This window comes from Pedobacter sp. Bi27, assembly GCF_918698255.1.
Lineage (GTDB): Bacteria > Bacteroidota > Bacteroidia > Sphingobacteriales > Sphingobacteriaceae > Pedobacter.
In genome coordinates, this window is sequence record NZ_CAKKMW010000002.1 from 165283 (window position 1) to 181207 (window position 15925).

Annotated in this window: 10 protein-coding genes; all 10 read right to left on the reverse strand. The window is 40.0% G+C overall.

Going from position 1 to position 15925, the window contains the following annotated elements; genetic code table 11:
* Nucleotides 1-71: 71 nt before the first annotated feature.
* The 10 genes from LQ227_RS06070 to LQ227_RS06115 all read right to left on the reverse strand — a co-directional run bounded on the left by LQ227_RS06070 (nt 72) and on the right by LQ227_RS06115 (nt 15925).
* Nucleotides 72-1139, reverse strand: coding sequence for a FecR family protein (locus tag LQ227_RS06070; protein ID WP_230145823.1), 1068 nt, complete (start codon nt 1137-1139; stop codon nt 72-74).
* An 816-nt stretch (nt 1140-1955) separates the two neighbouring features.
* The gene (locus tag LQ227_RS06075) at nt 1956-2510 is read right to left on the reverse strand and encodes an RNA polymerase sigma factor (protein ID WP_230145822.1); all 555 of its coding nucleotides are present in this window, start codon (nt 2508-2510) and stop codon (nt 1956-1958) included.
* A gap of 207 nt (nt 2511-2717) precedes the next feature.
* Nucleotides 2718-4652 carry an alpha-amylase family glycosyl hydrolase gene (locus LQ227_RS06080; RefSeq protein WP_230148697.1) on the reverse strand — a complete coding sequence of 645 codons (1935 nt, stop codon included), beginning with the start codon at nt 4650-4652 and terminating at the stop codon, nt 2718-2720.
* A gap of 174 nt (nt 4653-4826) precedes the next feature.
* Nucleotides 4827-6203 carry an MFS transporter gene (locus LQ227_RS06085; RefSeq protein WP_230145820.1) on the reverse strand — a complete coding sequence of 459 codons (1377 nt, stop codon included), beginning with the start codon at nt 6201-6203 and terminating at the stop codon, nt 4827-4829.
* 104 nt (nt 6204-6307) lie between these two features.
* On the reverse strand, nt 6308-8176 hold the full coding sequence (locus LQ227_RS06090) for an alpha-amylase family protein (RefSeq protein ID WP_230145819.1): 1869 nt from the start codon (nt 8174-8176) through the stop codon (nt 6308-6310).
* Nucleotides 8173-10491 carry a glycoside hydrolase family 65 protein gene (locus LQ227_RS06095; protein WP_230145818.1) on the reverse strand — a complete coding sequence of 773 codons (2319 nt, stop codon included), beginning with the start codon at nt 10489-10491 and terminating at the stop codon, nt 8173-8175. Before LQ227_RS06095 ends, LQ227_RS06090 begins: the two co-directional genes overlap by 4 nt.
* A 102-nt stretch (nt 10492-10593) precedes the next feature.
* Complete coding sequence (pgmB, locus tag LQ227_RS06100; RefSeq protein ID WP_230145817.1) at nt 10594-11280, reverse strand: beta-phosphoglucomutase; 687 nt, start codon at nt 11278-11280, stop codon at nt 10594-10596.
* Between the two features lie 38 nt (nt 11281-11318).
* The gene (locus tag LQ227_RS06105) at nt 11319-13235 is read right to left on the reverse strand and encodes a glycoside hydrolase family 13 protein (protein WP_230145816.1); all 1917 of its coding nucleotides are present in this window, start codon (nt 13233-13235) and stop codon (nt 11319-11321) included.
* A 63-nt stretch (nt 13236-13298) separates the two neighbouring features.
* The gene (locus LQ227_RS06110; protein WP_230145815.1) at nt 13299-14315 is read right to left on the reverse strand and encodes a SusE domain-containing protein; all 1017 of its coding nucleotides are present in this window, start codon (nt 14313-14315) and stop codon (nt 13299-13301) included.
* A 20-nt stretch (nt 14316-14335) separates the two neighbouring features.
* Entirely contained in the window at nt 14336-15925 is a 1590-nt protein-coding gene (locus tag LQ227_RS06115) for a RagB/SusD family nutrient uptake outer membrane protein (RefSeq protein WP_230145814.1), read from the reverse strand.

Below are 15925 nucleotides of genomic sequence, written 5' to 3' on the forward strand. Positions count from 1 at the left end.
GCATAAACTGCCATTAATTAATCAAAAGAGAAATTACAAGGGCGGTGCTCCAACACCGTCCTTTTTTCTTTCTATTTCGAGATGGTTACCTGTTTTCCTTTTATCTCATATTTAAAATTATTTTCAGTGTCTTTTAAAGCTTGTAAAACCTGTTCGATACTTTCGTTTGTTATGGTGGCTGTGAAGCGGTATTTTTCTATTGAAGGATCTGTAAATCTGATCTCTACGTTGTACCATTTTTCTAAAACATTTCTAATCTCATCAAAATCCTGATCGTATATTTCGATCCGGTTCTGCGTCCAGGCGGTTTCTACAATGGTGCTGTCTTTAATCTTTGTGTAATGGTTAATGGTAATTTCGGGCTGTAAAGCAGTAGGTTTAAGCAATTTGCTTTTTTGTTGCGGCGCAACGCTCTTATAAAAAGTAACTTTCTGACTTGGTTTTAAAGTAATGGTTCCGCCATTTCCATTTACGGCTTCCATGGTAATTAACCCGCGGATTAAAGTTGCTTCTGAAGTTGTTTCATCAGGATATGCTTTCACATTAAAAGCAGTACCCAGTACATTGATGTTAAAATCGGCTGTGTGCACTTTAAAAGGTTTATTTTTATCGTGAGCCACATCAAAAAAAGCTTCGCCTGTTAGGGTAACCTCTCTGAATTGATCGTTAAAACCTTTGGTTACAGATAAAGAACTTTTTGCGTTTAATAGCACCGATGTTCCATCCTGAAGTTTAATTTTTTTACGCTCACCACTTTTTGTGGTAAAGGTGTAAACCTCCGCTACAGCATTTTTTGTATTGTTATACTTAAAGTATGTGTTATAAACCAATACTGCGCCAAGCACTAAAACTAATGCTGCAGCCATTTTAAGCCATAAATAATGGTTCAGTTTAACTACTTTTTCTGCTGGAAACATACTTTCCTTCAGGCTCTCTGTCTGTTTATTTAATGGGCGTTTATTCCCGCTCAAGATCACATAAAGTTTTTTTGCTTCTGCAATTACTGCAGCCTGCTCAGGGTGGGCATTAATGTACTTCTCCCAATATCCAACGCAAAGCTTATCGGTTCCAGCACAATACTGCTGAAAAGTACTATCGACAAGAAAATCTTCTGCATTGAATTTACTTCTATCAACCATTCTAATTTGCCTTTTATATATCAGTGCCCGAAAGCTTTACTTTTTCCTAAGGAAATTTTAACTTTTTTTTAACATAGCGGAATATGTGCTCTGAATGTAGGCAGGATGAAGAAATTTAATTTGCAGGAATGCTACTTTTAAAGTTTATAAAGGGTCTGGTAAATATTTATTGTTTAAATAATCTCTTTTTTCTGGGAAAGCCATTATTGAAGTTCTTCGGTAAATATTTGCCCTGCCATCCGCTTTACCTCTCTGCGTTCGGTGCCCGCTCCTGTTAGGTTTAGGTGGCTCAGGCTGTTTTACTATTGAAGGCTGCATGGAGCAGAAGGATTAAACACCCAAGAACCACATACTTCATTGCCTAAACCCGGTAGCAACGGAAATCCTTTTTATTGCTTAACGACAATATTTAACTATAACGTTTATTTGCAATAAAAAGATTGAAGTGCATAACGGGGCTACAGCACCCACGGAGACAGTAATGTTCGTTTTCAAAACATGAAACTCACAACTATCCAAAGCTGGCAGACCATGGAAATAGAATGACTCCAAAGGTTTTAAGTTTAGATTAAGTGTTGTTTATTTTTTGGCGTTTTAACACGCTATCCGCTGTATCTTTTGGCTTTCCTTCGACGGACTCAGGATGACACCAAAAGGATGCCGCTCCTATCGTTAACGCAGGTTTTCTGCCCAAATGAGAAGTTTATAAAGAATTGAGCGCCGGAGAAACTTCGAAAGTTTTAAGATGAATTGAACTAACTGCAAAAGATCTCTCTATTCCGCTGCGCTGCAATCGAGATGACGAAATGCGGAGATTTACGCGTTAAATTCTTTCCTTAGGATTTTAAGGGCGTCGTAAATGGTATTATAGGCTGTTTTTATGGTTTGGTTGCTCTGCTCGGCAATCTGCTCGTAACTTAATCCATCAAAAAACTTCAGATGGATGAGCTGTTTTTGGCGGAAGGTCAGTTTTTCTAATGCATTTTTGAGCTGATGCTGCACCAGTTCGTCGCTTTGTACCTTAACAATAAACTCTTCGTAGCTCATTTCCATCCAATCGCCATCGGCCCCTGCATTAAAAAGTGCATCGTTAATTTTACGCTTTCTTTCTAATATTCTGAGCAGTTTACGTTTAAGGAAGGTACGCAGATAGGCTTCAACATGATCAACACGGGTTAGGCTTTCGTGTTTCTCCCAAATGGTGGTAAAAACAAGGTCGGTAGCTTCACTAGCAGTATCGGCATCGGCACAAACCCTGATCCCGAAATTTACGAGCGGGTAATAAAGTGCTGAATAAAGGTCAAAAAACGCATCTTTATCGCCAACCCGTAACCGTTCCCATAATAAGTGATGCGCTAGTTTACTGTTCATTAACCTGTTAGTTGTTATCGCAATATTAACTAAAAACAACAAGATTATTACTTAGAGATTGGGAATAAATCTATTAATGTGCCTGAGATTTGCGAAACACCAGAAGCCTTTAGCCAATTTTTAAACCGCTAAAAAGACTACCGGCAGAGATGAAAAGTTAAGTCTAGACCTCGCAGGTTTTAAAAACCTCCGAGGTCTGTAATTAGATTACTTTAAAGCTGTTTTACTGAAAATGTGATATTCTCCAGGTGCCAAACTTCTGTTATAGCTATTTGATGAAAGATTTATGCTGCTTCCAACCGCATCGACCCAGGTTCCTGATGAACCAAAATCAATATTGGCCGTCTGGGTCACTACATCAAAATTCCCAACCACTACAACCGTATTCGCACCTTCTGTTAATTTAATGTATTTGATTCCTCCAGTAAGACCATAGGTTGAGTTTGTTGAATTAAAAATACTGTTGTTCTTTTTCAGCCTGATAAATTTAGCATAAGCATCATATAGCGCTTTACGGTTCGGATCGGTATAATAATCCCATTTAATCGGTTTTTCGCCTGTTCTTCCATTAAAATCGATACTGATATCATAACCCAATTCTCCAAATTGCCAGATCATTTTTGGCCCAGGGATACTAAACAAAAATGCGGCTATTAATTCTTCTCTTTTTAATGATGTGGCTAAATTTCCTTTAATTACATAACTACCTGAAGCATTTCCATAGGTGATATTCTTAAAGTTTAACCGCTCTTCGTCGTGACTTTCGCTATATCCAACCAAGTTCTCTGATTTGGCAAACCCATGATTGGCATAAAAACCCCACTGAAAATTAGAATTATCTAACCAGCCCATGGTTGCTTCATTCATGTTGTAATTCATGTTGTTCCAAAGCATCATTCCATCATCGGCCAAAACTTTTTCTTCAGATTCTTCAGCAAAATGTTCCAAGATCACGTAAAAATTCGGATCTATAGTTTCGATATAGCCATTATAATCTTTCCAAGTAGCAATCCGTCCGGCATCGTATAACCTAAACTGTGCATCATCGGTTGACGATTTTTGTGTAAATCCTTTCGACAGATCGAAACGGAAACCATCAATTTTATACTGCTGCATCCAAAATTTCATCACATCTTTCGAAAATTTCTTGGTGGCCTGGCTTTCGTGGTTAAAATCATAACCTACGTTAAATGGATGTTTGGCATCAACATTAAACCAAGGGCTATTTGTTGTTGGCTTTGTGCCATCAAAATACAATTGAACCATAGGCGATTGACCGAAGGAATGATTCAACACCATATCCACAATCACGGCTATTCCACGGCCATGGCATTCATCGATAAAGTTTTGTAAAGCCGTTTTTGTACCGTAATATTTATCAGGTGCAAAATAAAATGACGGATTGTAGCCCCAGCTTAAATTCCCCTCAAATTCGTTTACCGGCATTAACTCAATTGCGTTTATGCCCAAACCAATTAAATAATCAAGTTTGGCCAATGTTGATGCATAATTATGATCAGTAGTAAAATCGCGGACCAGCAATTCGCAAATTACGAGGTTATCTTTAGCCGGGCGGGAAAAAGTGGTGTTTTTCCAGGTATAAGTTGGCTGATTAGCCTGCATTACACTTACAATGCCTGTTGTTTTACCGGTTGGATAGGCTTTTAAATTTGGATACGTGGCTGCAGTAATGTATTGATCATTATCCGGATCGAGTATTTTCTCGCAATAAGGATCGGCAACTTTTAAGTTTCCATCTACAAAAAACTGGTAGGCATATTCTGTATTGGGGTTTAAATTATCTACCTGAATCCACCAATAATTTCCATCTGGTGTATTTTTCATGGCTAGCGCTGTGGTAGACCAATCGTTAAACTCGCCAATTAGCGAAACTGATTTTTTACCTGGTGCATAAAGCGCTACAATAGCCGATGTTCCGTTGTTGATAAATACTATGCCATCTGTGGCCCCGGCAGGTAAAGCTGCTGTTTGATTTGTTGTCGTTGGCTCTATGATACCATCTGTTGATGCTTTTTTACAGGCACTATTAAGCGCTGTTATCAATAGAAACAGATAGAGGATGTTTTTTGCTTTTTTCGTTTCGTGCAGACACGAACCGAGGCGGTAAATAATATTTTTCATTTGGTTAGCTTATTATTGATTTTACCACAGAGAACGCCGAGTTTTCCACCCAGAAGATAATATCTCATGCCACTCTGTGCCCTCTGTGCATTTTCTATCGGTCTGTGTCTCACAGACCGAAATTCTTGCTGGTGGTCTGTGGGGACACAGACCATGGAATAAACCATGGATTTATTACACCGATCTATTTTCTTCTAACCCAAGTTTAGAAGCCAAGACTTCGTCAGTTTTCTTTGGTTCGCGGATAAACACATAACAGATTATAGCAGCGAGAATCATCAAACCACCACCCAATTGAACAGCTAAAAGTCTATCGTTATTTAACACATTCCGCATTAGCCAACCGAAGCCTAGGGAGGCAATAATTTCTGGTAAAACAATAAAAAAGTTGAAAATACCCATGTAAATCCCGATTTTATCTTTGGGTAAAGAGCCACTCAACATGGCATAAGGCATTGAGAGAATACTTGCCCAGGCAATCCCCACACCAGTCATGCATAAATAAAGCATATTTTTATCGTGCACCCAGGCTACGCTGATTAAACCAATGGCTCCACAGATCAAACAAAGGGCATGTGTAGTTTTACGGCCCAGTGCATCGGCAATTTTTGGAAGCACCAGTGCGAAAAGAAAAGTAATAACGCTGTAATAAGCGAGTGTTAAACTTCCAAAATCTGCACCATGCGCATAAACCGGATCGGCAGCATCTTTTCCACCAAAAACATTCACGGCAACGGCTGTGGTATAATAAAACCACATTAAAAACAAACCTGGCCAGGTAAAAAACTGCACCAAAGAAACAATTTGCATCCTTTTAGGCATATTCTTTAAGGCATGAAAAATTTCTCTTGCACCACCACCAAAACCTTTATTGCTTTCTTTTACTTTTTCTTTAAAATCTACATCCTGAGGTGGGTATTCTTTGGTGGTAAAAACCGTCCACAATACAGCAGCAAAAAAGAAAAAAGCACCGATATAAAAAGAGAATTTTACATTTTCTGGAATACTGCCCTGTTCTGCAGTATTGGTTAGATGGAATACATTGTTCATAAGCCACGGCAATGCTGATGCTACACTACCTCCTAAACCGATCATCATGCTCTGCATAATGAACCCGCGGTTAACCTGACTATCGGGTAATTTATCGGTAACAAAAGCACGGAAAGGTTCCATTGCAATGTTTCCAAAAACATCCAGAATCCAAAGTAAACCAGCGGCCATCCACAGCACACTGCTGTGCGGCATAAAAATTAATGCAATACTGCTTACAATAGCTCCGATCAAAAAATAAGGTCTTCTTCTACCCCATTTTGGGTGCCAGGTACGGTCGCTCAGGTAACCAATAATAGGTTGTACCAATAAGCCGGTTAAGGGCGCGGCCAAAAACAATAATGGAACCTGATCGGGATTGGCTCCAAGGTTTTCGTAAATACGGCCCATGTTTGCACGCTGTAAATCCCAACCGAACTGAATCCCAAAAAAACCAACGCTCATGTTGATGATCTGTACAAGTGTTAATTTCGGGTTCTCGAATACTGTTTTTAAGCTCATTTTGCTTTATTTAAGCGCTAAGCGCAGGGCGCATGGCGTTATATATTTTGATTATACAATTAGTTCAATCGCTAACCGCACGCCGCTTGACGCACCGCTAGTGGTTAAAATGCTATCACCTGTGCGCTAACAGGCGTAAGGGTTACGGGTATGCTTGTTCCTGCCGGGATATTTAATTTTCTGTCTGTTAACAGATCTGTAACCGGAGATGAATGTTTAACTTTTAAAATCTGATCAGGAATTTCGATATTGGCGGTTAAGGTTTGTGTCCGATCGAAATTGGCCACTATCAATAAACGCTGTTTGCCCGAGTAACGGATAAAAGCATACATGCGGTTATTCATGTTACCAGTAACAGGCACCTCATAAATCTCACCATTTATTACAGCATCGCTGGTTGAAGTAACTTTTAATAACTGTTGGTAGTAAGCGCGTAATTTCTGCTCGTTTTCACTTAATTGTTTACCATCAAAAGCGCCATTATTCATCCATTTCTGGTGGCTTGGAACCCCCCAATAATCGAAAATAGTGGTCCGGTTATCGTCGCCGCCAAATCCTTCCTGCCCTTTTCCGAGTTCACCAACTTCCTGACCGAAATAAAGCATCACAGGGCCCGAGCCTAATGTTGCCGAAACAACCATTGCAGGTAAAGCGAGTTCGGCTTTCCCTGCAAATCCTGCTGATGCAATGCGTTCTTCATCGTGGTTTTCTAAAAAGCGCAACATGTGTTTGCCAAAACCAGCACTTTCTACCTGCCATACGTGTTTAATCGCAGCAACATCTGCAGTTGGTTCATTTCTGATCAGTTTTTTAAGTCCATCGTACAAACCCACTTTATCATACAGGTAGTCGAATTTACCTTCGTCTAAATATTGTTTGTAAACTTTTGGATTGTAGGCTTCTCCGAGAAAAATCAAATCAGGATTCACTTTTTTAACCTGTGGAATTACCCAGTTCCAGAAAGCAATAGGCACCATTTCGGCCATATCGCACCTAAAACCATCCACCCCTTTATTGGTCCAATAAGTTAAAATATCACGCATTTTTAGCCAAACCGGCGGAATGGGGTCGAAATACTGCTTTTCGTCGTTCTGATAATCTACGCCGTAATTCAGTTTAATGGTTTCGTACCAATCGTCGTATTTAGGCTGTGCAGAAAATACATTGTTACCGGTAGCTTTTGCAGGGTTTTCATCAAACTTACCATCCTGTAAATTAGAAATAGGTGTTTGCTTTGCACCACTTGTTGGCACTGCAAATGGCTGACCTGGGTTATAATAAAAATCGTTTCTGGCACTAAATGCTTTGGTTACATCATCCTGGGCACCAAAATCGATTACATTTTTTGGTTTTGCATATGAGTGGTAACTTCTTGCTACGTGATTGGGCACAAAATCGATCAGCACTTTTAAGTTTTTGGCGTGTGTTCTTTTCACCAGCGCTTCAAACTCCTTCATTCTATTTTTAACATCAACAGCCAGATCGGGATCTACATCGTAATAATCGCGGATGGCATAAGGCGAGCCCGCTCTACCCTTTACCACATCGGCATCATCAGGTTTAATCCCATAGGCAGCATAATCGGTTAAACTTGCATGGGCAAGTACACCGGTATACCAAACATAATTTACGCTGAGTTCTTTTATACCATCTAAGGCTTTATCAGTAATATCGTTAAACTTACCTGAACCATTTTCCTCGATGGTTCCATAAGGCGTATTGGTAGTGTTTTTATTCCCAAATAAGCGGGGCAATAATTGATAAATAACGATCTGTTTATCGTTCATTTTTGTACGCTGTTTTTGTGCAAAGGATAGTGTAGCGGGTATTATAAAGATAGAAAAAAGCGTCAACATCCTCCCCCTGCCCCCTCCAAAGGGGGACAAGAATAGGGCGATAAAATTTCTCTTATGAATTGAAGGCTGTGGGTTTTCGCCTCTTCCTTCAACCTTTAAGCCCTCTATCTTTCTCATACCAACGCTGCGTTATTTACTTCAATTTCGGTATTTCCGGCCAATTTATAAAACTGGTTTCTGATACCGATTTCTAAATCAACGGCTGCATTGTTTTTGATGCTGATACCATTCTCGGTAATATTGATCTTTAAGGTAGCCCCTCTAAAGCCGATGGTAAACGAAAAAGATTTCCATTTGCCTGGCAAGAAAGGATTAAACTGCAATTTACCATCACGCACACGCATGCCTGCAAAACCTTCTACCACACTCATCCAGGTTCCTGCCATCGAAGTGATGTGCAAACCATCTTCGGTATCGTTGTTATAATCATCCAGATCTAAACGGGCGGTACGCAAGTAGAATTCGTATGCACGTGATTCGTCGTTTAATTTTGCCGCTAAAATACTGTGCACACAAGGCGACAATGAGCTTTCGTGTACGGTACGTGGCTCATAAAAATCGAAGTTGTGTTTCAATGTATCCAGATCGTAATCTTCTTCAAAGAAATATAATCCCTGTAAAACGTCGGCTTGTTTAATGAAACACGAGCGTAAAATCCTGTCCCAGCTCCACTTTTGATTAATTGGACGTTCGCTGGCAGGAAGATCTTTCACCAAAGTTTGCTCTTTATCTAAATATCCATCCTGTTGTAAGAAAATGCCCAATTTTTCATCTTGTGGATAATACATTTTCTCGATGATATCGGCCCAATCGGTAAATTCCTTTTGATCGAAATTTAAGCTTTTTAACAGACTGTTGTATTTTTCAGGCTGCTGTGTTTTCACGATTTCGGCAGCTTCGGTGGCATATTTCATACACCAGGTAGCCAAAACATTGGTGTACCAGTTGTTATTTACATTGTTTTCATATTCGTTTGGTCCGGTTACCCCAAGCATTACATATTGCTGTTTATCATTGCTCCAGTTAACGCGTTGTTTCCAGAAACGGGCAATACCGATCAGTACTTCTAAACCAAAATCAGACAGGTAGCTTTCATCACCAGTATAGCGGATGTAATTGAAAATGGCAAAAGCGATGGCACCATTACGGTGAATTTCTTCGAAGGTAATTTCCCATTCGTTGTGGCATTCCTCGCCGTTCATCGTTACCATAGGATACAATGCTGCACCGTCTTTAAAACCTAATTTTGCTGCATTTTCAATCGCTTTACCCAATTGTTTATGGCGATACACCAACAGGTTTTTGCTCACTTCCTGTGGAGCGGTTGCCAGATAAAACGGCACACAATAAGCCTCTGTGTCCCAATAGGTTGAACCTCCATATTTTTCGCCTGTAAAACCCTTCGGACCAATGTTCAACCGGTCATCTTTACCGGTATAAGTTTGAAAAAGCTGAAAAATATTGAAACGAATGGCCTGTTGAGCCGAAACATCGCCTTCGATAATAATGTCGCTTTCTTCCCACTTATTTGCCCAGGCTTCGGTTTGTTCTTTTAACAAGGTATCGAATCCTTTAGCGGATGCTTTGGCAATTACCGATTTTGTTTCCTTTAAAAGTGATTCTTTTGGATAATTTTCTGAAGATAAATTCGCCGCAATTTTAACCAAAGTGATCTCTTCATTTGCTTTAACATCAAGAGAGATAGTTTGTCCCACAAATTTCTCTTTGCGAACAGCCTCAGGGTTGATATCTAATTTCTCTGCATTTTTATACAGTTCGATATTACTCCCGGTACAAACCTCAAATTCAGTTTTCTTAGTTCTTAATTTAATGTAAGCTTCTGTTCCAGAAATTTCGTCAGCTACCTTATCCCAGAATTTTTCGTCATAGTTGCTGTCCTGATTTTTAACGTCGCCATCAATAAAAGGCATTAGTGTTAATTTACCATCGAAATTTAATGCCGTAATGCTATAACGGATGGCGCCAACTTCATCATCGGCAATGCTGCAAAAACGGGTCGATTTAACTTTTAAGGTTTTACCGCTTTTTAATTTTGCCGTGAAGGTGCGCTCCAGATATCCCGCATGCATGTTTAGCACACGTTTAAAATCGCTTACCTCAGCTGTTGCCAGATTAAGGATTTCATCATCTATTTTTACTTCAATACCTACCCAGTTAGCCGCGTTCAATACTTTTGCAAAATATTCCGGATATCCGTTTTTCCACCATCCCACACGGGTTTTATCTGGATAATAAACACCTGCAACATAATTCCCAGGTAAAGTATCTCCGGTATAAGTTTCTTCAAAGTTGGCGCGCTGGCCCATACGGCCATTACCCAAACTGAAAATACTTTCCGAAATTTTATTTAAATGTGGATCAAAGCCTTCTTCGATAATATTCCACTCATCTGCTTTAATGTAATTTTTCATAATCTAGTATCAAGTAGCGAGTAACTAGTATCAAGTAATTAGTATCGTGTATCAAGATAAATTCACTACTTGATACTCACTACTTAATACTTGCTACTCCCTTTACAACGCCTCTAAATCTTTAACTGTTAATTTGTCTAATCCGCTTACTACCACATCTGCCTGGCTAAGCACGCTTTTTTCGCCGATACCGATGGCTTTCATTCCGCCTCTTTTTGCGGCTTCTACACCCGCAACGGCATCTTCAAAAACCACACATTCATCAGGTGCAAAACCTAAAAGTTCGGCTCCTTTTAAAAATACTTCCGGATCAGGTTTTGATTTGGTGACCATGTTTCCATCAACTATTTCATCGAAGAAATGAGCAAGGTCTGTTTTCTCTAAAATAATTCCTGAGTTTTTACTTGCCGAGCCCAAGGCTAATTTGTAACCGGCTTTGTGAATCGCTGTTAAGAAATCAACCGTTCCGGGCAAAACTTCGGCCGGTGTCATTTTAGTAATCATATCTACATACCAGCTGTTTTTTAAACTGGCGAGTTCTTCTTTTTCGGTATCGGTTTTATCTACACCACCCCAAACGAGAATCTTATTTAAACTTTCTACGCGGCTTACGCCTTTCAACTGTTCGTTCTGCTCTTCTGTAAAATCGAAACCCATGGTATTAGCCAAACGTTTCCAGGCTTTATAATGGTAAACTGCAGTATCTACAAGTACGCCATCAAGATCAAAAAGACAAGCCTTGATTTTAGTCGGAAGTCCGGAGTCCGAAGTCGGGAGTATTTCTAGCATATTTTTTATCTGTAGCCGTCGACTTAAGTCGACGGAAATTAATTTAATACTAAAACCAATGTTGTTTTAGCGGGCACTTTTATATTTTGAAAATTGATGTTTTCGCCGGTGATTACATTTTTGGCAGTTGTAATTCCTGCTGTTCTTTCGGCAAAGCGATCGGTATTTAAAGTTTTTTCTTTTTCAGTGTTGTTTACAATAACCATTACTGTCCCTTTTGGTTCTGCATTGTAGCGGAAATAAACATAAATATCATCTTGCGGAACAAACTGCATCAATTTACCGGTTTGTAGTGCTGCGCTGTTTTTGCGGAAATTGGCCAATGTTTTAACAAAATTGAAAGCTTCATTTTCTTTGCCTGTACGGCCATCGGCTATAAATTTGTCCTTTTTATCACCTTCCCAGCCGCCAGGAAAATCGGAACGGATCAGTCCATCGGGATTGGAAAAGTTTTTCATTAAAATTTCTGTTCCGTAATACATCTCGGGAATGCCCCGCATGGTTAAGAGAATGCTCATTCCCATTTTGTATTTATCGAAATCTTCGCCAACCATCGAATAGAAGCGGCTCATATCGTGATTATCTAAAAAGATGCAGTTGGTATTTGGGTTTTTATAAAGAAAATCGTGTGCTAAGGTGGCATACAAACGGTTAATCCCGTCTACCCAACCGTTTTTGCCGTTTATTCCTTCGTAAATTGCATCTTTTAAAGTGGCATCGGTAATGCCTTGCAAATGGGTATCAAAACCGCGGTTAACCGTATTGCCGCCAGTAAAAAAGGCCTGGTTCGCCACAGCAGTTACCAGTGTTTCGCCAAAAACAGATAAATGCGGGAATTCTACCTGAACTTTTAAAGCCCAATCGGCCATATAAACGGGATCATTATATCCATAAGTATCCAAACGTAAACCATCAACACCAGCATATTCGATCCACCAGATGTGGTTTTGAGTCAGGTAATTCTGTACATAAGGATTGGTCTGGTTTAAATCGGGCATTGAAGGTACAAACCAACCATCTAACATCTGTTTACGATCTGCGGCAGAGGCGTGTACATCCATCACAGTTTGATCGCGGTAACTCGTTTGCGTATACTTTGGCCATTGGTTTAACCAGCTTTTCATCGGTAAATCTTTATAAAACCAATGTTGGGTGCCAATGTGGTTATGTACAATATCTTTAATCACTTTTAATCCTTTGGCATGCGCAATCTCTACATACTTTTTGTAAAGTGCATTTGTTCCATAACGTGGATCTATTTTATAATGATCGGTTACTGCGTAGCCGTGGTAAGAAGCTTGTGGCATATCGTTTTCTACCTCTGGTGTCATCCAAACGGTAGTTACACCTAAATCTTTCAGGTAATCGAGGTGGTTGATTACCCCTTGTATATCGCCGCCATGGCGGTAGTACATGCTATCGCGGTTTAATGCAGTTTCGGTTAAAACCTGAATCACATCGTTGCTTTTATCGCCGTTCGAAAAACGATCGGGCATAAGCAGGTAAATAAAATCTTTGTTGGTTACACCCTGAATCCTTCCCGCACTTTTATCGCGGTTTTTTAATTCGTAGGTGTAAGTAAATATTTTCTTTCCGTTAATGGCAAAGTTAATCGGGAATTTGCCGGCTTTGGCCGATGGAGCAATTGTTAAATCGAGAAATAAATAATTCGGGTTTTCTACTTTATTTACCTTTACGAGCTTAACCCCTGGATAGGTTAAGGACACGGTGGTGTTGGCAATATTATCGCCGTGCACCAGCAGTTGTAATTTAGGGTTGTGCATGCCTGTAAACCAGAACATTGGTTCTACCCGTTCCAGCTTTTGGGCAAATAGATTGTTTGTTAGAAAAACAACCAGTAGGATAAAAATGGTTGTTATCCTTTTAAAAAAGGAAGTATTAGTATGAGTATGAATTGGAAACGGATAATTTGGATGGGTATGAAATCTGTTCATGCTAAAACTTTAAAGATTTTAAAAAAGCCCCGCAGTTTGTTACTGCAGGGCAGATAATAAGGATTAGTTTTTAACCATTGTAGCTTTTTTAGCAGCTACATCTAAAGTAATGGTATAAGTTCCGGGAATGGTTACGGCAATGTTATCGCCTCCATTGGTCAAAGCAGTTAGGCTACCACCGAGATTAACTGTCCAATCGTGTTTGAACCTGAATTTCAATGCACCAGCGGTTAAGGTTGTTTTAACGGAGTAATTATTTGATTTTCCATCATTTACAACCTTCATGTCGGTATCATTGTTCCAGCCACCCAAAGTTGCGTCTCCAATAATCGACCATTCGTTCGGTGTTGAAAAAACTATGGTTTTGGCATTTAAATCAACTGTTACCTGTTTCACCACGGCATCTGGCGATTTTAAGTTATCGCCTGCACTACTGCTGATTTTACCCGAACCGGCATCGCCATAGGCAACATCCCATTTTTTAGCAGGTGTGATTTTAAACTCCAGATTTCCGGCAGTATAGGCTATCATTCCAGTATAAATACCGTTGCTTGATAGCGAAATTAAACTGTCAGCAGTAGTAGGATCCCATCCTTGATAAGCCCCTGGAACATAAATCCATGCTGAAGCCAAATAAGGTGTAGCTGTTAAAGTGATCACGTTTGAGTAAGTTAAATCGTTTACGGCCGCTCCCGATTTCAACCTCACTTCAACCTGGGCGGCAACGCCAACTTTTCCACCTAAAGCTAAAATCATGTTGTTGATTTCGGTTACGGTTGGTGCATAAGTTTTTGCGGTAACCACTACTTCTTTTGGAGCAGCAAAGTTAGTGCCCTTTAACGCGAACTGTAAGGTTGAGTTTACCGGCACCACATAACCTGATGACATAGCCAGTGGATAGCTTAATGTTAATGCGGCCTGCGCACCATTTGACTGTACCAAACTCAATGTAGTGGTAGAAGCGGTAAGTGTGCCTGCTGCTCCAACAATTGAAACCGTTTGCGTTTCATCTTTTTTACACGACCAAAGCGATAGAGCTACAAAGCACAAGGCCAAGGTTTTGAAAAATATTGATTTCATATCTTATTAAAATATTAAGATTAATAACCTGTGTTTTGAACCAGATTCGGATTGGCAATTAAATCTGCCGCTGGAATCGGATAAATGTTGCGGTAGGCAGGAATAGATGTTCCGGCTTTAACTCCGCCTTTAAATGGCCATAAGTAAGTACCACCGGTAAATTTACCATAGCGCACTAAATCGGTACGGCGGTGACCTTCCCAATATAATTCGCGGGCACGCTCATCCAAATAAAAATCAACTGTTAATGTTGCCGGAAGCACATTACCTGATGCGTTGCCATAAGCACGTTGACGTAATGCATTAACATAGTCGAGCGCTTTACCAGCATCGCCACCTGCACCGCCGCGGGCAATTGCTTCTCCATAAATTAAATACTGTTCGGCCAAGCGGAAAATTGCAAAATCCAAAGAGCTGAATGTTCCGTTTAATGATGGAGGTATGGTGCTTGTACCAATGATATTTTTAAACTTTGTAACCCGCAATCCATCTGTAAATACGCCAATTTCATCAACTGTATTTTTTGCACCGAAGAAAGTACCGCGTTTATCTAAAGTTCCATTTGCATCTGGAAATAATGCGGGCAAATTCTGACGGGTCCTGTTACCGCCCCAACCACCATTAGGTACGCCGTAAGACGCTGTACCCATATCGGCATTAATACCTGCATTGATCAAAAATGTGGTGCCTCCGTAATTGGTACCTGTTACTCCATCGTAATTAATGGTTAAAATATTCTCGGTATTGTTAATGTTATTATCCGCTTTAAAAAGATCCATATAATTGGATTTTAAGCTATAACCAGCAGCAATCACCTTGCTCGAGTAAGTAATGGCTTCTGTATATTTTGCAGTTCCGGTATACACCTGTGCATTTAAATATAACCTGGCCAATAAAGCCCAATCAGCACCTTTATCTGCACGGCCATATTCGTTGCTACGCGCATTGGCTAAATCGCCCTCAATTGCTTTCAGTTCTGATTCGATATAGCTAAAAAGAGCCGCTCTCTGAATTTGTTTTGGGGCTACTTTACCAATTTCATCATTTTCGGTAACAAAAGGAGGGTTACCAAAGGCATCCAAAAGCACCCAATATTGATAAGCACGTAAAAAACGGGCTTCTGCACGGTATCTGGTAATATCTGCAGCGTCGGCACCTGTAATGTTGCGTGAAGCCAATTTATCGGCTGTACTTTCGCGAAGAAATTCGTTACAAACCGTAATCTGTAAAATACTTCTCGAGTATAATCCCCTTAAAAATTGGTTATCCACACTTGGTGTACCATAATCTAATTCCGGAATACCGGTATCTCCCCAGGCACAGATCGCCTCATCGGTTACCAGCTCTTGTGAAGTCCAGAATAAACGCAGGAAATCTGCAAAACCCGAGTTCAATCCACCGATATCACTATTATCCGATCCTGTAGAACTGGTTAATGCATAAGCCGCATATAATTTAACCAAACCTTGTTTATAACCTGCCGGAGTAGCATAAACGGTTGCCGCAGTAACATCATTGGTGGGCAATACGTTTAAATCTCCTTTTTTGCATGAATTTAATGACAACAATAAAACACCTGATGCCAATATTATTTTAAATGAGTTTTTCAT

Bases quoted from the DNA above. Each gene is read 5' to 3' on its own strand.
- LQ227_RS06075 (WP_230145822.1), bottom strand. From the start codon at position 2,510: ATGAACAGTAAACTAGCGCATCACTTATTATGGGAACGGTTACGGGTT.
- LQ227_RS06110 (WP_230145815.1), bottom strand. From the start codon at position 14,315: ATGAAATCAATATTTTTCAAAACCTTGGCCTTGTGCTTTGTAGCTCTA.
- LQ227_RS06080 (WP_230148697.1), bottom strand. From the start codon at position 4,652: ATGAAAAATATTATTTACCGCCTCGGTTCGTGTCTGCACGAAACGAAA.
- LQ227_RS06085 (WP_230145820.1), bottom strand. From the start codon at position 6,203: ATGAGCTTAAAAACAGTATTCGAGAACCCGAAATTAACACTTGTACAG.
- LQ227_RS06070 (WP_230145823.1), bottom strand. From the start codon at position 1,139: ATGGTTGATAGAAGTAAATTCAATGCAGAAGATTTTCTTGTCGATAGT.
- LQ227_RS06095 (WP_230145818.1), bottom strand. From the start codon at position 10,491: ATGAAAAATTACATTAAAGCAGATGAGTGGAATATTATCGAAGAAGGC.
- LQ227_RS06090 (WP_230145819.1), bottom strand. From the start codon at position 8,176: ATGAGAAAGATAGAGGGCTTAAAGGTTGAAGGAAGAGGCGAAAACCCA.
- pgmB (WP_230145817.1), bottom strand. From the start codon at position 11,280: ATGCTAGAAATACTCCCGACTTCGGACTCCGGACTTCCGACTAAAATC.
- LQ227_RS06115 (WP_230145814.1), bottom strand. From the start codon at position 15,925: ATGAAAAACTCATTTAAAATAATATTGGCATCAGGTGTTTTATTGTTG.
- LQ227_RS06105 (WP_230145816.1), bottom strand. From the start codon at position 13,235: ATGAACAGATTTCATACCCATCCAAATTATCCGTTTCCAATTCATACT.